This is a genomic window from Brevundimonas sp. GW821-FHT02A10, assembly GCF_059422025.1.
Window position 1 is genome coordinate 177375 of the sequence record NZ_JBWKWC010000003.1, and the last position, 19247, is coordinate 196621.

Annotated in this window: 18 protein-coding genes; 16 read left to right on the top strand and 2 right to left on the bottom strand. The window is 67.7% G+C overall.

What is annotated here, in order from left to right:
• The first annotated feature begins 16 nt into the window (after nt 1-16).
• Nucleotides 17-823 carry a MetQ/NlpA family ABC transporter substrate-binding protein gene (locus AC07U0_RS10440; protein ID WP_494719951.1) on the top strand — a complete coding sequence of 269 codons (807 nt, stop codon included), beginning with the start codon at nt 17-19 and terminating at the stop codon, nt 821-823.
• A 20-nt stretch (nt 824-843) separates the two neighbouring features.
• On the opposite strand, the gene AC07U0_RS10445 is transcribed toward AC07U0_RS10440, so the two are convergent.
• Entirely contained in the window at nt 844-1200 is a 357-nt protein-coding gene (locus AC07U0_RS10445) for a DUF3088 family protein (RefSeq protein WP_494719952.1), read from the bottom strand.
• Nucleotides 1201-1511: 311 nt separating this feature from the next.
• Between AC07U0_RS10445 and AC07U0_RS10450 the strand changes: the two genes are divergently transcribed.
• The 5 genes from AC07U0_RS10450 (at nt 1512) to AC07U0_RS10470 (ending at nt 6020) form a co-directional block, all read left to right on the top strand.
• The gene (locus tag AC07U0_RS10450) at nt 1512-2588 is read left to right on the top strand and encodes a 2OG-Fe(II) oxygenase (protein ID WP_494719953.1); all 1077 of its coding nucleotides are present in this window, start codon (nt 1512-1514) and stop codon (nt 2586-2588) included.
• 186 nt (nt 2589-2774) lie between these two features.
• A complete protein-coding gene (locus AC07U0_RS10455; protein WP_494719954.1) occupies nt 2775-3812 on the top strand; it encodes a cation diffusion facilitator family transporter in 1038 nt (345 codons plus the stop codon).
• 119 nt (nt 3813-3931) lie between these two features.
• Nucleotides 3932-4720 (top strand): nucleotidyltransferase family protein, encoded by a 789-nt coding sequence (locus AC07U0_RS10460; RefSeq protein ID WP_494719955.1) that lies wholly within the window; start codon nt 3932-3934, stop codon nt 4718-4720.
• A 10-nt stretch (nt 4721-4730) separates the two neighbouring features.
• Entirely contained in the window at nt 4731-5513 is a 783-nt protein-coding gene (locus tag AC07U0_RS10465; protein WP_494719956.1) for a metallophosphoesterase family protein, read from the top strand.
• 18 nt (nt 5514-5531) lie between these two features.
• Nucleotides 5532-6020: a hypothetical protein gene (locus tag AC07U0_RS10470; protein ID WP_494719957.1), complete on the top strand. Its 489-nt coding sequence runs from the start codon at nt 5532-5534 to the stop codon at nt 6018-6020.
• 69 nt (nt 6021-6089) lie between these two features.
• Here AC07U0_RS10470 and gst read toward each other — a convergent pair whose 3' ends face one another.
• A complete protein-coding gene (gst, locus tag AC07U0_RS10475) occupies nt 6090-6791 on the bottom strand; it encodes a glutathione transferase, Atu5508 family (protein ID WP_494719958.1) in 702 nt (233 codons plus the stop codon).
• Nucleotides 6792-6960: 169 nt separating this feature from the next.
• Here gst and AC07U0_RS10480 point away from each other — a divergent pair, with 169 nt between their 5' ends.
• The 10 genes from AC07U0_RS10480 (at nt 6961) to AC07U0_RS10525 (ending at nt 19245) form a co-directional block, all read left to right on the top strand.
• Entirely contained in the window at nt 6961-9219 is a 2259-nt protein-coding gene (locus tag AC07U0_RS10480) for an acyl-CoA dehydrogenase (protein WP_494719959.1), read from the top strand.
• The gene (trxC, locus tag AC07U0_RS10485; protein WP_494719960.1) at nt 9216-9677 is read left to right on the top strand and encodes a thioredoxin TrxC; all 462 of its coding nucleotides are present in this window, start codon (nt 9216-9218) and stop codon (nt 9675-9677) included. The genes AC07U0_RS10480 and trxC overlap by 4 nt, the downstream gene beginning before the upstream one ends.
• Before the next feature lie 62 nt (nt 9678-9739).
• Nucleotides 9740-11215, top strand: coding sequence for a carboxylesterase/lipase family protein (locus tag AC07U0_RS10490; RefSeq protein WP_494719961.1), 1476 nt, complete (start codon nt 9740-9742; stop codon nt 11213-11215).
• 7 nt (nt 11216-11222) lie between these two features.
• A complete protein-coding gene (locus AC07U0_RS10495; RefSeq protein WP_494719962.1) occupies nt 11223-11996 on the top strand; it encodes an SDR family NAD(P)-dependent oxidoreductase in 774 nt (257 codons plus the stop codon).
• Nucleotides 11996-12946 (top strand): ROK family protein, encoded by a 951-nt coding sequence (locus AC07U0_RS10500; protein ID WP_494719963.1) that lies wholly within the window; start codon nt 11996-11998, stop codon nt 12944-12946. Before AC07U0_RS10495 ends, AC07U0_RS10500 begins: the two co-directional genes overlap by 1 nt.
• 112 nt (nt 12947-13058) lie before the next feature.
• Entirely contained in the window at nt 13059-15191 is a 2133-nt protein-coding gene (locus tag AC07U0_RS10505; protein WP_494719964.1) for a TonB-dependent receptor, read from the top strand.
• Between the two features lie 22 nt (nt 15192-15213).
• On the top strand, nt 15214-16617 hold the full coding sequence (locus tag AC07U0_RS10510; RefSeq protein WP_494719965.1) for an FAD-binding oxidoreductase: 1404 nt from the start codon (nt 15214-15216) through the stop codon (nt 16615-16617).
• A gap of 10 nt (nt 16618-16627) precedes the next feature.
• Nucleotides 16628-17581, top strand: coding sequence for an alpha/beta hydrolase (locus AC07U0_RS10515; protein WP_494719966.1), 954 nt, complete (start codon nt 16628-16630; stop codon nt 17579-17581).
• Nucleotides 17582-17665: 84 nt separating this feature from the next.
• A complete protein-coding gene (locus AC07U0_RS10520; RefSeq protein ID WP_494719967.1) occupies nt 17666-18496 on the top strand; it encodes a helix-turn-helix transcriptional regulator in 831 nt (276 codons plus the stop codon).
• Nucleotides 18496-19245, top strand: a complete 750-nt coding sequence (locus AC07U0_RS10525; protein ID WP_494719968.1) for a FadR/GntR family transcriptional regulator — start codon at nt 18496-18498, stop codon at nt 19243-19245. Before AC07U0_RS10520 ends, AC07U0_RS10525 begins: the two co-directional genes overlap by 1 nt.
• The last annotated feature ends 2 nt before the right edge of the window (nt 19246-19247 follow it).

The window sequence follows — 19247 nt, forward strand, 5'->3', positions numbered from 1 at the left end:
AACCCGAGGCCCTGTCATGATCCGTCGTTCGTTCCTGCTCATCGCCGCCGCCGGCCTGACTCTCGCCGCCTGCGGCCAGGGCGCCGCGCCGAAGGCCGACGGCAAGGGCCCGCTGATCATCGGCGCCACCGCCGTGCCCCATGCCGAGATCCTCGAGTTCATCAAGCCGACCCTGGCCGCCGCTGGAACGCCGATCGAAATCAAGGTCTTCAACGACTATGTTCAGCCCAACACCCAACTCGCCGAGCGCCGGCTGGACGCCAACTACTTCCAGACCAAGCCCTATCTGGACGAGTTCAACGCCGCGCGCGGCGCGACCCTGGTGACGGTGGCGGGCGTCCACGTCGAGCCGCTCGGCGCCTATTCGCGCAAGCACAAGACGCTGGCGGAGCTGCCGAACGGCGCCGATGTCGCCCTGCCCAACGACGCCTCCAACACCGGCCGGTCGCTGCTGCTGCTGCAGAAGGCCGGGCTGATCACCCTGCGCGACGGCCAGAACCCGCTGCAGACCGTGCGCGACATCACCGGCAATCCGAAGGGCCTCAAGTTCCGCGAGATCGAGGCCGCCACCCTGCCCCGCATCCTCGATCAGGTCGATCTGGCGGTGATCAACACCAACTATGCGCTCGACGCGGGCCTGAAGCCGAGGACCGACGCCCTGGCCCTCGAGAGCGGCGACAGCCCCTATGTGAACTATCTGGTGACCCGCGCCGACAACCAGAACGACCCGCGCGTTCAGGCGCTCGCCGCCGCCCTGCGCAGCCAGGCGGTCAAGGACTTCATCGCTCGCAAATACGACGGCGCGGTCATCCCCGCCAATTGACCGGCGAAACGCCGCCCTGCCTACGGGTGGGGCGGCTCGATGCCGTAGAGCTCGACCAGGGCCGCGATCACGGCCGAGACCCCGACCACCGACTGCCGCCCGAGATGCTCCGACGCCGAATGGGCAGAGGCGGCGCCGGCCGGCAGCACCAGTCTTGGCAGGGTCTGGTTCTCCTCCCCCGCCAAAGCCGCGACCGCATTGCGCGGCCGCTCGAACTCGACCCTGTGCACCGCCAGCCGCTCGCGCAGGACCGGGAAGGACTGGAGAACGCCCTCCAGCAGCGCCGAATAGCGGTCGAAGAAGGCCTGCCCCGGAAACGCGGGATCCTCGAAGCCCGGCTTCAGCAGAAACAGGTCGGCGCGCGCGACATCGCCCATGGCTCGTTCCTTCAGAGGTTAGGCGACCGCCCGGACATCGGCCGGACGCGGAGATGGCGTTACGGGGCGCCAAGACTTCAGCCTTCCATGAGAGTCACCTAATCCGCCCTCCGGAGGGCGGCACTCCAGATCGGCTGAACCCGATCCGAGAAAAGCTAAACGGCGGCCCTCATCCGCTCGCTGCAGGACACTCCCGGCGGGGTGGGCGTGACGACCTCGCCGCCAGCACGGAGAAAATCCCAGGTCCACATCCTGACGTTCGGTCAACTTTAGCTCCCCTTCGCCACCGGGCAGCGGTATCAGAGGGGGGTATGCGTAGATTGCCCCCCTCTACAGTAGACCTCTCTCGCGTCGCCGAGCTGGATCAAGCCGGCCAGCACTCGCAGGCGCTCGATCTTCTTCACTCCGCGTCGCGCAACAGTGACCCGACGGCGATGACGATGCTCGGCGCACGATTGATCCGCGGCGCTCAAGCGCCCTATCAACCGGAGGCTGGCGCACGTTGGCTCATACGGGCCGGCGAGACCGGCGGTCCGGCTTCACGCCGCCTCGCATCCGCCCTCATCGCCGCCGGTATCGGCGAACCCTGCAATCTCCATCGCGCCCTGGATGAACTCCTGAAGGCGGCGATCGGAGGCAGCGCGGCTGCGCGACAGGAGTTGGCGGCGTTGTCGACCATTGAAGGCATGTCGGCGCGGCTAAAAAGCGCAGAAGCCATCTCGGAGAACGCCTTGACGCACGCGCGGCGCTCCATTGACCCCGCAGCGTGGACCCGGGTCACCGCCCCCGAAGTGCTGAGTGAGAGTCCGCTGGTCCGTGTGTACCGGCGGTTCATTCCGTCAGCGGCCTGCGACTGGATCCGTGAATGTGCGGCTGGCCGCCTGCAACAGACGGCCGTCGTCGGCGCCGACGGCGCCGGCAATCGGTCCCTGGGAATACGCACGGCGCGGGGCGCCGGCTTCGGTGTTCTGGAATCGGATGTCGTTATGGCGATGATCCGCGCCCGCCTCGCCGCGGCGACGGGTCTCACGACGCCATGCTTCGAGCCGCCAAACGTGCTGCACTACGCGCCAGGCCAGCGATACGAGCCCCACTTCGACTTTTTCAACACGTCGGTCCCTCAACTGGCGCAGGTCGTGGCCAGCGGTGGTCAGCGCATCGCCACGGCATTGATCTATCTCAACGACGACTACGAGGGCGGCGAGACGGACTTCCCGGAACTCGGTGTTCGCTTCAAGGGCCAGGCCGGTGACGCTCTCGTGTTCTGGAACGTCGATGCTTCAGGTCGCGGCGATCCGCGCACAGTCCATGCCGGCCTGCCGCCGACCTCCGGCGGCAAATGGCTGCTGTCGCAGTGGATCCGCGATCGGCCGCAACCGATTGTCTAGAGAGGGTCCTCGAGGCAGCCGATAGAGACATGTCGGCCCCCGAGGGACAGCACCGCCGAGGGTTGACGGAACAGGTTTGCCCCGCGGGAGCTTTCAATGCGCCGCCCCACACTTGGTCAAACCTGTGAGCGCCTTGGCGGCCCACAAGGCCGTTCAAGCGCCCACCCTCTTTCGCAGGCAATGCTGATGGCGTCTTCGCCCGTTCGTCGATCGTCGCCCGGGGCGTCCGCCACGGATGGACCGGGCGCAACAGGGGCGCGCGAGGGCTTCAAGGCGAACATCGTGCTCTTCGGGGCCCTGTTCGCCAACCTCGGCATCGCCGTCGCCAAGTTCGTGGCGGCCGCCATCAGCGGCTCGTCCTCGATGCTGACGGAAGGGGTTCACTCCCTCGTCGACAGCGGCAACCAGATCCTTCTTCTCTATGGACAGCGACAGGCCCGGCGCGCGCCGGACGCCCAGCATCCCTTCGGCTACGGGCGCGAGCTGTATTTCTGGGCCTTCGTGGTCGCGATCCTCATCTTCGCCGTCGGCGCGGGGGTCTCGATCTACGAGGGCTGGCTCCATTTCATGGATCCCGAGCCGCTACGCAATCCGACGCTCAACTACGTTGTCCTCGCCATCGCCGCGCTTCTGGAAGGCAGCTCCTGGGCGATCGCGGTCAAGGAATTCAACGGCCAGCGTCAGGGCGCCAGCTGGTGGCGCGCCATCCGACGCTCCAAGGACCCGGCCGGCTTCATCGTCCTGTTCGAGGACAGCGCGGCCCTGGTCGGGCTTGCTGTCGCGGGGCTCGGGGTCTGGGCCAGCCATGCTTTCGGCGACGCCCGGATCGATGGTCTGGCCTCGATGGTCATCGGGACGATACTGGCCGTCGTCGCGCTTCTGCTGGCCCGCGAGGCCAAGGGGCTGATCATCGGCGAGAGCGCGGACCCTCGACTGGTCGCGGGCGTGTGGGAGGTGGTCGAGGCCAGTCCGGCCATCACGGCAGTCAACCACGTGCGGACCATCCACACCGCCCCGGATGCGGTGTTCGTCGCCATCAGCGCTGACTTCCATGACGATCTGAAGCTGGGTCAGGCCGAAACGATCATCGAGGAGCTGGAGAGCCGATTGAAGGCGGCCTTCCCTGAGATCACCTCGATCTACATCCGTCCGGAAAAGGCGCATCTGGCTGTGCGCCAGGCGCGGCCACGGCCCGGATCGCCAGGCGCAGTTGAGCCGGCCTGATCGAAGGACCAGCAACCGGTCAGGACCCGAGGGCTCCAGCCGCGCCGCGGCCCCCGGGCGCAAGCCGGAACCCCTTTCCGCAAGGCTCGTTGTTCAGCGCTTCCAGAGAGTTGAACCGCGTGTCCGATATCGTTCCTGAACCCACCTTCCATCCGCCGGCGGATGCGCTCGCCTTCTATGAGGAGAGCCTGCGCTTGCTCAAGGAAAGCGGCATCCCCTTCCTCCTGAGCGGCACCTATGCGGTGACCGCCTATACCGGCATCCGGCGCCCGACCAAGGATCTGGACGTCTTCTGCAAGCCCGGCGACTACCCTCGCATTCTCGCCTGGTTCCAGGCTCGCGGCTACCGGACCGACGTCGAGGACGAGCGCTGGATCGCCAAGGTCTGGAAGGACGAAAAGCATTTCTTCGATGTCATCTTCGCCATGTCCAACGGCACGATCGCGGTCAACGACAGCTGGTTCGGCGACGACCGGATCGAGGTCTATGGCCATGAGGTCGCGATCACCCCGCCCACGGCCCTGATCCTGTCCAAGGTCTTCATCCAGGACCGCTACCGCTACGACGGCGCCGATGTGAATCACATCATCCTGAAGCAGTCCGACGCCATCGACTGGAAGGCCCTGCTCGACCAGATGGATCTCTACTGGGAGGTGCTGATGGCTCATCTGCTGAACTTCCGCTTCGCCTATCCTACCGAACGGGACAAGGCGCCGGCCTGGCTGATGAAGGAGCTGACCGAGCGGCTTCAGGCGCAGGTGACCCTGCCGTCGCCGCGCGTGAAGGTCTGCCGTGGGCGGCTGTTCAGCGCGCGAGACTATGTCCTCGACATCTCCGAATGGGGCTTCGGCGACGTGGTCGGCAAGGGCCTCGACGAGCGGCACGATCCGGTCGACCTCGGTCACTGAAGGCGACGGCATGAGCGATATTCCCCCGGCTTCGACCGCCCCCCAGACGCCCCAGCCCGGCATGGACACCGGTCCGAAGAAGAAGCTCCGCGTGGCCGCCGTCGGTGATCTGCATGTGGGCGAAAATCACGACCGGCCGCACCGCGCCCTGTTCGAAAATGTGCATGAGGACGCCGACGTCCTCTGCCTGTGCGGCGACCTGACCAATTTCGGCAAGACGCGCGAGGTGGAGATCCTGCTGGAGGACATTCGGTCGTGCAAAATCCCCATGGTCGGGGTGCTGGGCAATCACGAGCACGAATGCGGCCAGCCCGAGCATGTGACGAAGATGCTGTGCGACGCCGGGGTGAAGATGCTGACCGGTCAGGCCTATGAGATCGAGGGCGTCGGCTTCGCCGGCGGCAAGGGATTCGTCGGCGGTTTCGGGCGCTACATGCTCAGTTCCTTCGGCGAGAGCTCGATCAAGACCTTCGTCCAGGAGGCCGTCGAGGACGCCAATCTGATCGAGAACTCGATCCGCACCCTGCGCACCGAGCGCTCGGTCGTGCTGCTGCACTATTCGCCGGTGGTCGACACGGTCGTTGGCGAACCGCCGGAAATTCACGCCTTCCTCGGCTCCTCACGGCTGGCCGAGACCATCGACCGGTATGACAACATCAGCCTGGTCGTGCACGGCCATGCCCATCGCGGCGCGCCTGAGGGCAAGACCCACAAGGGCACGCCCGTCTACAACGTCGCCCTGCCCGTCCTGCGCACCCTCGGCGACACGCCTTACCGGGTGTTTGAAGTCTAACTCGAGCGATCGCGCCCCATGGTCTCCCGCCCTGCCCTTCCCACGATCGCCGCCGTTTGCGCGCTGGTCACCGTGAGCGCCTGCTCAGACGAGCGTCAGCGTCCTGATCCCAAGCCGTCCGAAAGCCCGATCGCCGTGGATGCGAAGGCCGCACCGGTGGCTCCCCCCTCCTCTGACAAGCCTGCCCGCGCCGGGGAGAGTGCGTCGGGGACCGTGGATCCGACAATGACGGAGCGGGATTGCCTGCTCGTCGTCGACGGCGTGACCCACGTCAGCGGCCGCTGTCTCGTCTATCCGATGGGCGACGGCGGGTTCACGCTGAATGTCTGGAGCCACGGCAAGCCCGCCCAATCGCACTTTGCCGTCGTGTCCATCAACGGCCAGGGCCCTGCCGACGCGAGCTGGAACAAGGACCCCGACGACAGTCACGCCTGGGATCCGCTCGGGACCGTCACGCCTGAGGCAGGATGCTGGGTCAACGCCCGGACGCGGATCTGCGTACGATAGACAGGCGTCCGCGTCGCCGCTGCGTGGTGTCCGGCGGCATCGCCCTGGAGAACGCCTTCTCCAGACGGGTCAGGCCCTCAGCACCTTGCGGAGGGACGCCTCGATCTCCCCGCCGCTCCAGGTCTCGCCGTAGTCCGCGCGCGCCCGGTCCGCGAGCGCGACCAGAGCCGGAAGGTCCGAAACCCGGTGAGCCAGAGCCGCCGTGTGCGGCGCCGTCTCCGTCAGAATCTCACCGATCTTCGCAAACCGATCCGTGATCGTGGTCCACAGCGTCGCCGTCACGACGTCGGCCATGCCCGGCGCGTCTCCGCCCAGCAGATATCCGGCCGTCATCGTCAGCCCGTTGCGGCGGCCCATCTCCTCCCAGAACGACATCCACTTCCTCAGGCGTGGCTCGAACTCGGTCCAGCGGTCGTCGGTCCACATCGACTTGCCGCCGTCGCGGGTCAGTTCGTCGATGACGTCATTGGCGTCGCACACAATCTTCAAGGTCAGGGCCCGCTGGGCGGGGTCCTCCGGCAACAGATCGAGACTTTCGCCGAGGTAGAGCAGAACGGCCGGCATCTGGGAGACCGCGAAGCCGGATCGATCGTCGACCAGAACCGGCGGCCCCATGAAGGGGGCCGGCATGGCCTTGACCGGGCCTTCCATCAGCTCCCCGATCTTCTCGTCACCCGCCTCGGTCCATGTCTTTCCAGCCCAGGCCAGAACGGCGCGGACGAACTGTCCACGGAACGGCGCGGACCAGTAGTAGAGGGTGTAGTCGGGCACCAGGGCTCTCCAGAAAATGAACGAGGGCAACGCGTGAGGCCGGCGCGAGTTCGTCCTCTTCGGGGGCGCAGGGCTCTGCGCGGGTCGTATCCGGACGTCTGAAGCGACCCTGTGTGCTGAACCTCGCCGCGACGGAGCCGTTACGGATCGGACCTGTTCTGGAGCTGTGATGACCCCCACCGACCTGCGCCGCGACCTTCTCTCCCGTCCGCTCTACGCCTGGGCCAAAACTGTGTTGCCAGAGATGTCGGCGACCGAGGCGGAAGCCATTCAGGCCGGTGACGTCTGGTGGGACGCCGAACTGTTCACCGGCGCGCCCGATTGGGACGCCCTGCTCGACATCCCCGCGGCCGAGCTGACCGCAGAGGAACAGGCCTTTCTCGACGGGCCGGTCGAGACCCTTTGCGCCATGCTGGACGACTGGAAGATCAGCTGGGAGGACATGGACCTGTCGCCGGAGGCCTGGGCCTTCATCAAGCGCGAGAAATTCCTCGGGATGATCATTCCCAAACGCTACGGCGGTCTGGAGTTCTCGGCCTACGCCCACTCCGAGGTGGTGCGGAAGATATCCACCCGGTCGGTGGCGGCCGCCGTCACTGTCATGGTGCCCAACTCCCTCGGGCCGGGCGAACTCCTGATGAAGTTCGGGACTGATGAACAGCGCGAGCGCTGGCTGCCCCGGCTGGCTGACGGCCGGGAGATCCCGGCCTTCGGCCTGACCAGCCCCGAGGCCGGATCGGACGCCGCGTCCATGACCGACGAGGGCGTGATCTGTGAGGGCGAATACGAGGGCCGCAAGGTGCTCGGCGTGCGGCTGAACTGGAAGAAGCGCTACATCACCCTGGGGCCGATCGCGACAGTGCTGGGGCTGGCCTTCAAGATGCGCGACCCCGACCGCCTTCTGGGCGGCGAGGAAGATCTCGGCATCACCGTCGCCCTGATCCCGACCGACACCGCTGGCGTCGTCATCGGCCGTCGGCACATTCCGGCGATGCAGGCCTTCATCAACGGCCCCAACGAGGGCCACGACGTCTTCCTGCCGCTGGACGCCATCCTCGGCGGTCCCGAACGCATCGGCCAAGGCTGGATGATGCTCAATGCGGCCCTCGCCGCCGGGCGTGGCATCTCCCTGCCCTCCCTCTCGGCCGCCGGGGCCGCCCTCGCCGCGCGCACCACCGGCGCCTATGCCCGAGTCCGCCAGCAGTTCCATATTCCCGTCGGCGAGTTCGAGGGGGTGCAGGAGCGCCTCGCCCGTATCGCCGCCAACGCCTGGCTGCTGGACGCCGCCCGACGCTTCACCTGTTCGGGTCTGGCTCTCGGCCATCACCCGTCCGTCGTCTCGGCCATCATGAAGCACGGCGCGACCGAGCGGATGCGCATCGCCGCCAATGACGCCATGGACGTCCACGCCGGCAAGGCGGTGATCGACGGGCCCAACAACTATCTGGGCGGCTTCTATCGCTCGGTCCCGGTGGGGATCACCGTCGAGGGCGCCAACATCCTGACCCGCAGCCTGATCGTTTTCGGCCAGGGCGCGATCCGGGCTCACCCCTACATTCTCAAGGAAATGGAGGCCCTCGCCGACAAGGATGTCGGACGCGGCCTCGAGGCCTTCGACGCGGTCTTCTGGACTCATGTGGTCCATAGCCTCAGGACCGCGCGCCGGGCCTTCGCCTCGGCCTGGACCGACGGCGCCTTCGGGTCCGCCCCCGCCTCAAGCCCCGCGCGCCGGCATTATCGGCGCCTGGGCCGATATGCGGCGGCCTTCGCTCTCGCCTCGGACATGGCCCTGCTGACGATGGGCGGCTCGTTGAAGCGGCAGGAAATGTTGTCGGCCCGGTTCGGTGACATCCTGTCGGAGCTTTACCTGCTGAGCGCCGCCCTCAAGCGCTGGGAAGACGAGGGCCAACAGGCCGCTGATCGCCCCCTGCTCGACTATGTGATGGCCGACGGCTTCCTGACCATCGAACGCCGGCTGAAGGAGATCCTCGACAACTTCCCCAGCCGCCCGGCGGCCTGGCTGCTGCGGGTCTTCGTCCTGCCGTTCGGCGTGGTTCGCACCGGCCCGCGCGACGCGACGGCGCGCGCCTGCGCCCGGCTTCTGCTGGAGCCTTCGCCGACCCGGGACCGGCTGACCGAGAATGTCTATATTGGCGACGGCGCCGTCGGTCGGCTGGAGCATGCGTTCGAACAGGTCATCGACACCCAGCCCTTGCACGACGAAATGCGCCGGCTGCGCATCCGTCGCTGGCAGGACGCGCGCGACCAGGGCGTTCTGTCGCCGGAAGACGTCGCCCGTCTTCAGGCCGCTGACGAGGCCGTCGCCGCTGTCATCGCCGTCGACGACTTCGCGCCCGACGCCCTGGCGCGCAGCGGCTCCGCCCGTCGCCGCCCGCCGCCCGCCGCTCGCGGCGGAGTAGCGCCATGAGCCACACCATCGTCGCCTGCCCTCATGACGCAGCCCTGAACCGCGTCCCGGACGACAAACTCCAACACAATCCGAAATGCGGAACCTGCGGCCAGCGCCTGTTTCAGGGACGCCCCGTTGCTTTGACCGCCGCCACGTTCGAGCGCCACGCCGTCAAGGCCGACCTGCCTGTGGTGATCGACTTCTGGGCCGCCTGGTGTGGGCCCTGTCGGATGATGTCACCGAATTTCGAGGCCGCAGCGATTGCGCTTGAGCCCAGCGTTCGGCTGGCGAAGCTCGATACCGAGGCGGAGCCTGCGATCGCCGAGCGCTACGGCATCCGGGGCATTCCCTGCCTTATTCTCGTGCAAAACGGCCGCGAGGTGGCCCGGTCGTCCGGCGTCATGCCCACCGCCACGATCGTCTCGTGGGTCGAACAGCACGTCGCGCGCAAGGCGGAACTGCGGAACGGCAAATAGCCGCCGCACCGCGACCTGCCGTTTGGCTCTAGTCTGCGTCTTCGTATCCGCCGGAGCCCGCCATGTCCGATCCCGTCATCACGACCCGTAGCGGCCCCGTCAGGGGGACGACGGCGAACGGCGTCTCGCGCTTCCTCGGCATCCCCTATGCGGCCGCGCCCGTCGGCGAGCGCCGCTTTGCCCTGCCCGAGCCGCATGCGCCATGGGACGAGTGGGACGGCCGGACCAAAGGTCCCAGCGCGCCGTGGCTGCTCAAGGACTTTCCCGCGCTGGACCTCGTCCCTCTCGTCGGATCGGGCTGGGACCAGGGCGAGGACTATCTGAACCTCAACATCTGGACCCCCGAGAAGTCTCAAGGCGGCCTGCCGGTCATGGTCTGGGTTCACGGCGGCGGTTGGGTCGGCGGCTCGGCCATGGCGCCGGTGCAGGACGGAACCGCCTTCGCGCGTGACGGCGTCATTCTGGTCTCCATCACCTATCGGCTGGGCGTCGACGGCTTCATGCCCATCCCTGGCGCGCCGCTGAACCTCGGCCTGCACGACACCCTCGCCGCCCTGCGCTGGGTGCAGGACAATATCGCGGCCTTCGGCGGCGACCCGGCGAACGTCACCGTCTTTGGTGAGTCGGCCGGCGCCATGTCGATCGGCGACCTCGTCCCCTCTCCGGCGGCCAAGGGTCTTTTCCGCCGCGCCATCATCCAGAGCGGTCACGGCTCCATCGTTCGCCCCCTGTCGGTCGCGAAACGGGTGACGGCGAAGATGGCGAAGCTTCTGGGCGTCGCCCCGACGCTGGCGGGCTTCCGCTCAGTCTCCATCGAGCGCGGCCTCGCGGCGCTGGAGAAGATCTCCCTGCCGACCACCCGCATCAACATGCGCGATGAAGAAGGCCGCGACCCGACCTTCGGCGTCAGCCGCTTCGCCCCCGTCGTCGGCGACGACATCATCCCGATCAAGCCGCTGGACGCCCTGAAACAGGGCGCGGGCGCCGAGGTCGACGTCCTCATCGGCACCAACAGCGAAGAGATGAACCTCTACTTCGTGCCCACCGGGGTGAAGGCCAAGGTCGGCAAGCTGCTGGCCTGGTTCGTCCTCAGCCGTTCGGCGCCGCGCGCCGGGGCGACGCTGAAGGCCTATCGCAAACCCGGCGGCAAGCCCGGCGAGGCCCTGACCGAGGCCATGGGGGACCTGATGTTCCGCTGGCCGGCCCGGGTCTATGCCGCCGCGCACAAGGGCCGGACCCATATGTATGAGTTCGGCTGGCGCTCGGCCGCCTTCGACGGCGAACTCGGCGCCTGCCATGCGGTCGAGGTGCCGTTCGTGTTCGACACCCTGCCGACCGGCACGGGGGCGAAGGGCTTCCTCGGCGAGACCCCGCCCCAGGCCCTGGCCGACCACGTGCACAGGATCTGGGTCAACTATGCTCGCGACGGCTCCCTGCCCTGGCCCGAGTTCGACGCGAAGACACGGCAGGTCTACCGGCCGGAAAAGGGCGTCGCCGAACACGAAGCCGAACTCCCCTGCGCCCCCTTCTGGTCCTGAGGCCGACATGTATCTCGATCTGTTCAAGCTCACCGGCCGCGTGGCCTTCGTCACCGGCGGCGCCAGCGGCATCGGCCTGTCCTGCGTCGACGCTTTGGCCGAGGCAGGTGCGCGGGTGATCATCGCCGACCGCAACCCCGACGCCATCGACACCGCCGTCTCCGAGATGTCCGCCAAAGGGCATTCGGTCGAAGGGCTGACGCTGGATGTCACCGACGCCGACGCCGTCCAGAAGGCCGCCGCCGACGTCGTCGCTTGCCACGGCCGCATCGACGTTCTGGTCAACAACGCCGGCATCGCCCGCAGCGAGATCGCCGCCGAGGACATGGAGGACGAGCGCTGGCTCGACGTCCTGAACGTCAATCTGAACGGCAGTTTCTGGTGCGCCCGCGCCTTTGGCCGCCACATGCTGGCGCAAGGGTCGGGCAGCATCGTCAACGTCGGCTCGATGAGCGGCTTCATCGTCAACCGCCCGCAGGGTCAGGCCCATTACAACGCCTCCAAGGCGGCCGTGCATCAGATGACCAAGTCCCTCGCCGCCGAATGGGCCCCGCGCGGGGTGCGGGTCAATGCCGTCGCCCCGACCTATATCGCCACCCCGCTGAACGCCTTCGCCGACCGCGAGGCGCCGATGTACAAACGCTGGATCGATTCCACTCCGATAGCGCGGCTGGGCGAGCCCGAAGAGGTCGCCTCGGTCGTCCTGTTCCTCGCCTCGAACGCCTCCAGCCTGATGACCGGCTCCATCGTCCTCGCCGACGGCGGGTACAGTTGCTGGTGATGAACGCGCATGAAGACGCTCCGCTGGTCGCGGGGATCGAACTGGGCGGCACCAAATGCGTCGTCCTTCTGGCCACGGGCCCGGATGACATCCGCGCCGAAGCCCGGATCCCCACCACCACCCCGCAGGAGACGCTCGACGCCATCGAGGACCGTCTGAGGGAATGGCGCATCAAACATCGGTTCGAAGCCATCGGCGTCGCCGGCTTCGGCCCGCTGGCGCTCGATCCGCGACGGGCGGACTACGGCTGTATCGTCAATACGCCCAAGCCGGGCTGGGACGGGACCTCCCTGATCCAGCGCGCCCTGCGCTTCGGCGTGCCGGTCGGACTGGACACCGACGTCAATGCGGCGGCCCAGGCGGAGGGCCGATGGGGCGGCGCGCAGGGCCTGCAGTCCTGGGCCTATGTCACCGTCGGCACCGGGATCGGCGTCGGCGCCATCGTGGAGGGGCGGCCCATCCGCGGTCTCGGCCATGCCGAGCTCGGTCACCTGAGGGTTCCTCGCCTCGCGGGTCGGTCGTGGCCGGGGGGCTGCCCCTATCACGGCGACTGCGTCGAGGGGATCGCCTCGGGACCCGCCATCGCCATCCAGGCAGGCTTCCCTGCCGAGAGCCTGAGCCGGACCGATCCGGTCTGGGACGATGTCGTCCACGCCCTGACCGGCTGCTTCCACAATCTGGTCCTGACCGCCGCGCCCGAGCGCATCCTGATCGGCGGCGGGGTCGGCCTAGGCCAGAAGCACCTGATGCCCCGCATTCGTGCGGCCCTGGTCGAGAGCCTGAACGGCTATGCCGTCGCGCCACGAATCGCCGGGGATGTCGACGCCTTCCTCGTGCATCCCGCACTCGGCAACCGGGCCGGGCCGTTGGGCTCGATCGCCCTGGGACTCGGCGCGCTCGACGGAAGCGAGACGGCCCCGATCCCGCGGCCGGCACAGGCCTGCGCATAATTCCTGCGGGCCAGCACACCGACGAACCTTTCAGACAGGTCGGTTGCGCGCCTAGCCTCCCCTCAACAGCGACCGGGAAAAATCCCGGCGCGGACCCATAGGGGGAAACACGATGCGCCTGACCACCATCCTCGCCGCCGGCACGGCGATCGCCACCCTGATGACCTGCGGCGCCGCCAACGCCCAGACCGCCCAGACCGCCGGCCCTGACGGCGCCTCCCAGGTCGACGACGTCGTCGTCACCGCCCGAAAGCGCGAAGAGCGCCTGCAGGACGTGCCGATCGCCGTCACCGCCACCAGCGGCGAGACCCTGGAGCGTGAGCAGATCAATCTGGTCAAGGACGTCGCCGCCCTGACCCCGGGCCTGAACATTTCCTCCGACGCCGTCGGCCGCGCCTTCCTCGCCATCCGGGGCGTCGGCAACACCCTGATCGACAGCGTCCAGCCGGGCGTCGGCATCTTCATCGACGGCATCTACCAGCCCAACACCTCCTATCTGAACAGCCCCGTCGTGGATGTGGAGCGGATCGAGGTGCTGCGCGGACCGCAGGGGACGCTGTTCGGCAACAACACCCTGGGTGGGGCGATCAACGTCATCACCCGGGCCCCGACCGACCATTTCGAAGGCCGCGCGACGGCCTCCTACGCCGGACCGGACAACTATCAGACCTACGGCGCCAGCATCTCGGGGCCGATCATCCAGGGCAGCCTCCGCGGCCGTCTGGCGGCCAACTATCACACCCAGGACGGCTTCTCGAAGAACCTGCTGGCCGGTGGAAACGCCCGTCCTCTGGAAACCCAGGCGGTCAACGGGACCCTCGTCTGGGAAGTCCCGCAGGCCCAGCGCACCGAGCTCAGCCTCAACGCCTACTGGAACCGCGTGACGGGCTCCCAGACGGCCTACAACACCGTCAACAGCCCGACCAACTATGTCGACGACGTCCTGCTGAACCGCAACAGCGTCGCCGAGTACACCTACTCGGGGATCAACGCGAAGCTGGTGGTCGACCTGACGCCGAACACCACCATGACAACCATCCTGGCCTATGACGACAAGGACGGTCGGGCCTCGGGCGATGGCGACTTCGGCGCGGTCAACGCCATCAACGTCCTCGACGGCCGTAACGATCGCCAGACCTATACCGGCGAGGCGCGGTTCGACACTCAGTGGAACGATCGCTTCTCGACCCTGATCGGCGCCTTCGCCCAGAAGTCGGACAATACCGACGACATCAGCCAGACTCTCGACGTCGGCTACCTCCTGCTCGGCCTGCCGCTCGGCGCCCTGGTCCTGCCGCAGCACACCATTCGCGACAGCGAACTGCAGTCCGAGGCCATCTACGCCAACGGCTTCTACAACCTCGGCTCGGACTGGGAGCTGTCGGCGGGCATCCGCTTCGACCATCAGGAGGTGTCGATCGACGGCACCGTCGGCCAGTACACCGCGGACGAATGGGAGCCGCGGGTCACCCTGCGCCGGACCTGGAACCCGCAGCACTCCAGCTACGCCTCGATCTCGCGCGGCTTCCGCGGCGGCGGCGCCAACCCGGCCGGCGCGCCCAACCCCTTCTATCAGGGCGACTCGGTCTGGACCTATGAGATCGGTGACAAGTTCACCAACGAGAGCCGCACCCTGACGTTGAACTCGGCGATCTACTATAACGACTACAGCCACTACATCGGCCAGAACTCCCTGACCCCCAGCCTGATCGCCGTGAACCTCAATACCGGTTCGGTCGAGAGCTACGGCGTCGAACTGGAAGGCGTCTGGACGCCGAACTCGATGTTCCAGCTGAAGGCGGGCGGCACGTACAACCACGCGCGCATCACCGACGACAGCGAGTACGCGGCGATCATCGGCCACGGCCTGCCGTCGGACCGGATCCTGTTCCAGCCGGACGTCAACGGCTATGTCACCGGCAGCTTCACCTACCCGCTGGGCTCGGGCGAACTGCGCACCGACCTGACCGCCAGCTACAAGGGCGAACGCGTCGGCTCGACCCTCAGCCCGACCGTCTTCCCGACGCTGGAAGCCTATACGATCGTCAACGCCAACGTCGCCTACGAGTGGGGCAACTACACGGCCTCGATCTTCGCGACCAACCTGTTCGACGCCGACTATTATGACAGCTATCTCGACAAGTCCCTGCTGGCGGCCTTCGGCTTCCCGTCGGCGCTGGTCCATGATCTGGGCATCACGGGCGACGGGCGGCGGGTCGGCGTGCGGCTGAGCGCGAAGTTCTAGGGCGAAGGCGGGGGATAGCGTCATGAGCGCCTTGCTGACGTCGGTGACGACGCCACCGCTGCCGGAGGCCGTGCTCACGGGCTTGCGGGCGATCTTCCAGGATCGCCTGCACCTGGGCGAGGCGATGCGGGCCCAGCACGGGGCCTCGGAGGCTCACTTCGAGACCGTGCTGCCCGACGCCGTGGTCTTCGCCCACTCGACCGAGGAAGTGGTCGCGCTGGTCAAGCTGTGCGTCGCCCACGACACCCCGGTCATCCCCTACGGCGCCGGAACCTCGATCGAGGGCAACACCACGCCGACGCGGGGCGGGGTCACGGTCGACCTGTCGGAGATGAACGCCATCCTGCAGGTCAACGCCGAGGACTTCGACGTCACGGTCCAGGCCGGGGTGCGGCGCGAGCAGCTGAACGAGCATCTGCGCGACGTCGGCCTGTTCTTTCCGATCGACCCGGGCGCCAACGCCACGATTGGCGGCATGGCCTCGACGCGGGCCTCGGGCACCAATGCGGTGCGTTACGGCACGATGCGCGAGGCGGTGCTCAATCTGCGCGTGGTCACCCCGGACGGGCGCGACATCCGCACCGCCCGCCGCGCCCGCAAGTCGGCCGCCGGCTATGACCTGACCCGGTTGATGATCGGGTCGGAAGGGACTCTGGGGATCATCACCGAGGTGACCCTGAGGCTGCACGGCATCCCCGAGGCCATCATGTCGGCGGTGTGCAGCTTCGACACCCTGGGCGGCGCGGTCGACACCGTCGTCCAGTCGATCCAGCTTGGCATTCCCCTCGCCCGCGTCGAGATCCTCGACGACATGCAGATGAAGGCGGTCAACGCCTGGTCGAAGCTGGACTATCCCGAGAAGACGACCCTCTTCTTCGAGTTCCACGGCTCGGAACGCTATGTCGAGGAGCAGGTCGAGACCGTCTCCGCCATCGCAGCCGAGAACGGCGGCGGCGAATTCCGCTGGTCCAACCTGCCCGAGGAGCGGGCCAAACTGTGGAAGGCGCGGCACGAGGCCTATTATGCCGCCGTCGGCCTGAGGAAAGGCTGCGTCGGCTGGGCCACGGACGTCTGCGTCCCGATCAGCCGACTGGCCGAATGCATCCTCGAGACCAAGAAGGATCTGGCCACCGCCAGCATCCCGGCGACCATTCTCGGCCACGTCGGCGACGGAAACTTCCACGTCGTCTTCGTCCTCGATCCGAACAAGCCGGAAGAGGCCGAGGAGGCCGAGGCCCTGAACCAGCTTCTGGTGCAACGCGCGCTGGATATGGACGGCACCTGCACTGGCGAGCACGGCATCGGCCTGGGCAAGCAGGACTGGCTGGTGGCGGAACTGGGCGACGCGGTCGATCTTATGCGGATGATCAAACGCGCTCTGGATCCGAAGGACCTCTTCAACCCGGGCAAGATCTTCAGCCTGTAGAGACTGCTTCATGACACCGACCGACACCCGCCGCCTCGTTGATCCGGAGCTGCTGACCCTGCTCGATGCCTGGCCCAAGGTGGACCTGACCGAGGACATGCTGCCCGCCCTGAGGAGCGCCGACCGCCTGCCGGCGCCCGAGCTGGACGCGGCGTCGAAGGCCGTCGAACTGACGCGGCGCACCGTACCCGGCCCGGACGGCGCGCCCGATGTCGGCGTGCTGGTCTATCGGCCGACAGGCCCGGGTCCCTTCCCCTGCATCTTCCACATCCACGGTGGCGGCTATGTGATCGGGGCCGTGGACGGTCAGGAGGCCCAGCATCGCGGCATGGTCGCCCGGCTGAACTGCGTGATCGTGACGGTCGACTACCGGCTGGCGCCCGAGACTCGCTTCCCCGGCGCGATCGAGGATTGCTACGCCGCCCTGGCCTGGACATTCGCCAACGCCGTCGAACTCGGCGTCGACACGGCGCGCATCGGCGTGATGGGCGAAAGCGCCGGCGGCGGTCTGGCCGCGTCTCTGGCGCTGCTGGCCCGGGACCGTGGCGAATACGCCCTCACCTTCCAGCACCTGATCTATCCGATGCTGGACGACCGCACCGTCACCCATGCCGATCCGCATCCCCACACCGGCGAGTTCATCTGGACGCCGCACAACAACCGCTTCGGCTGGGCGGCCCTTCTGGGCGTCGAGCCGGGTTCCGACGGCGTCAGCCCCTATGCTGCCGCCGCCCGCGCCGAAGACCTGACCGGCTTGCCGCCGACCTTCGTTTCGACGGGATCGCTGGACCTCTTCCTCGAGGAGGACCTCGAATATGCGCGGCGGCTGCTTCGGGCGGGCGTGGCGACGGAGTTGCATGTCTATCCCGGCGGCTATCACGGCTTCGATTTCGATCCGGCCGCTTCGGTCGCCCAACAGGCCCGCCGCGACAGCTTCGCCGCCCTGCATCGCGTCCTGACTTAAGACCTATCTGAAAGGTCTTGCGCGACCTATCGGATAGGTGCATCGTCCCCTTCTAGCTTCCAGCAGAGAAGCAGGAGGAACATCATGCAGCCTGACGCGCATCCTGACGCCCGGACTCCGTCTTCGGGTCCGTCCCGCTTCATCAGCCTGGTCGTCTCGCCCGAGATGACGGTCCTGATTGGCCGTGGCCCGTTCGAGGGCATCGTCCTTCCGAACCAGGCCATCGCGGTCGCCTATGGCCTCGGGGCGATCGAGGTCGCGCCGTCGGTTCATGTCTACGGCGCCAATGCCGTGAGCGATCTGCTCGCCGAGGATGCCGCCGCCACCCGCATCCTGCTGCTGGTCGCCCCGACGGCCCTGGCCCGGATCGAGGGCGTCAGCCAGCCGGAGGCCGATGCGCATCAGGGCTATCATCTGCCGCCCGAACTGCGCGCCATCGCCCTGGCCCTGCGCGACTGCGACCGCTTCGGCGAGGCCGGCCAGATCTATCGCGCCGCCAAGGCTATCGAACTGCTGTGGGAGACCTGGCGTCGGCTGGACGCCCGGGCCCTGACGCCGTTGTCGACCAACGGGTCGCTGTCGCACACCGACGCCGTTCGGATCCTCGCCGTGCGCGAACTGATCGACGCCCGCTGGCACGAGAAGCTGTCGCTGGGCTCCATCGCCGCCCAGTGCGGCCTGAACCGGGACAAGCTGACCCGCGGTTTCCGCGAGATGTTCGCCTGCACCGTCGCCGAGGCCATCGTCGAGCGCCGCCTGATCGAGGCCAGCCGGATGCTGGAAACCACCGACCTGCCCGTCTCCTCCATCGGCTATGAGAACGGCTATCTGAACAACGCCAGCTTCGCCCGCGCCTTTGGCCGCCGCTTCGGCCAGACGCCCTCCGACTACCGCGCCGCCCGGCTGGCCGCCTGATGGGGATTCCGTTCGCATCCGGCTCGAGCCCCGAGACCCAGGCGGTCTCCCTCGTGCAGACGACGATCAACGCCGTCACCGACCATATCCGCGACCACGGCTTGCGCGTCGGCGACAATCTGCCGGGCGAGTCCCATTTCGTGGCCAGCCTGGGCGTCAGCCGGGCCGTGACGCGCGAGGCCTTTGGGGCTCTTGCCGCCTTGGGTCTGATCGACGTGGCCAACGGTCGCCGCGCCCGGGTCGGGGCCATCGACGGTTCGGTGATCGCCTCCTCCCTGAACCACGCCGTCTCCACGGCCCAGATCACCGTCCCCGAGGTTTGGGATGTGCGCCGCACGATCGAGGCCCGGACGGTCGCTCTGGCCGCGACCTCGCGCACCGACGCCGAGGCCGCCGGGATCGTCCGTCTGGCCGAGGCCATGGTCCGCGACGTGGATGACCGGCCGACGATGACGCGCCACGACATCGCCTTCCATCAGGCCATCGCCGCCGCCAGCCACAACGCCCTGTTCGTCCAGATCGTCTCCTCTTTCGCCCATCTGATGGAGGTGGCCGTGCCCGCCGCCTGGGACACCCGGGTGGAGGAAGAGGACAAACAGGCGACACTGGATCGCCACCTCGCCGTCGCCCACGCCATCCGCGACCGGGACCCGGTCGCCGCCGTTGCGGCCATGCAGGATCACTTCGACGCCGCGATCGACGATGTGCTGCAGGGAATGTCGGGACGGCCGAGCGCCAACGACGCCTGACG

Bases quoted from the DNA above. Each gene is read 5' to 3' on its own strand.
- AC07U0_RS10520 (WP_494719967.1), top strand. From the start codon at position 17,666: ATGCAGCCTGACGCGCATCCTGACGCCCGGACTCCGTCTTCGGGTCCG.
- AC07U0_RS10490 (WP_494719961.1), top strand. From the start codon at position 9,740: ATGTCCGATCCCGTCATCACGACCCGTAGCGGCCCCGTCAGGGGGACG.
- AC07U0_RS10445 (WP_494719952.1), bottom strand. From the start codon at position 1,200: ATGGGCGATGTCGCGCGCGCCGACCTGTTTCTGCTGAAGCCGGGCTTC.
- AC07U0_RS10470 (WP_494719957.1), top strand. From the start codon at position 5,532: ATGGTCTCCCGCCCTGCCCTTCCCACGATCGCCGCCGTTTGCGCGCTG.
- AC07U0_RS10495 (WP_494719962.1), top strand. From the start codon at position 11,223: ATGTATCTCGATCTGTTCAAGCTCACCGGCCGCGTGGCCTTCGTCACC.
- AC07U0_RS10525 (WP_494719968.1), top strand. From the start codon at position 18,496: ATGGGGATTCCGTTCGCATCCGGCTCGAGCCCCGAGACCCAGGCGGTC.
- AC07U0_RS10455 (WP_494719954.1), top strand. From the start codon at position 2,775: ATGGCGTCTTCGCCCGTTCGTCGATCGTCGCCCGGGGCGTCCGCCACG.
- AC07U0_RS10440 (WP_494719951.1), top strand. From the start codon at position 17: ATGATCCGTCGTTCGTTCCTGCTCATCGCCGCCGCCGGCCTGACTCTC.
- AC07U0_RS10515 (WP_494719966.1), top strand. From the start codon at position 16,628: ATGACACCGACCGACACCCGCCGCCTCGTTGATCCGGAGCTGCTGACC.
- AC07U0_RS10510 (WP_494719965.1), top strand. From the start codon at position 15,214: ATGAGCGCCTTGCTGACGTCGGTGACGACGCCACCGCTGCCGGAGGCC.
- trxC (WP_494719960.1), top strand. From the start codon at position 9,216: ATGAGCCACACCATCGTCGCCTGCCCTCATGACGCAGCCCTGAACCGC.
- AC07U0_RS10480 (WP_494719959.1), top strand. From the start codon at position 6,961: ATGACCCCCACCGACCTGCGCCGCGACCTTCTCTCCCGTCCGCTCTAC.
- AC07U0_RS10500 (WP_494719963.1), top strand. From the start codon at position 11,996: ATGAACGCGCATGAAGACGCTCCGCTGGTCGCGGGGATCGAACTGGGC.
- AC07U0_RS10505 (WP_494719964.1), top strand. From the start codon at position 13,059: ATGCGCCTGACCACCATCCTCGCCGCCGGCACGGCGATCGCCACCCTG.
- AC07U0_RS10465 (WP_494719956.1), top strand. From the start codon at position 4,731: ATGAGCGATATTCCCCCGGCTTCGACCGCCCCCCAGACGCCCCAGCCC.
- AC07U0_RS10450 (WP_494719953.1), top strand. From the start codon at position 1,512: ATGCGTAGATTGCCCCCCTCTACAGTAGACCTCTCTCGCGTCGCCGAG.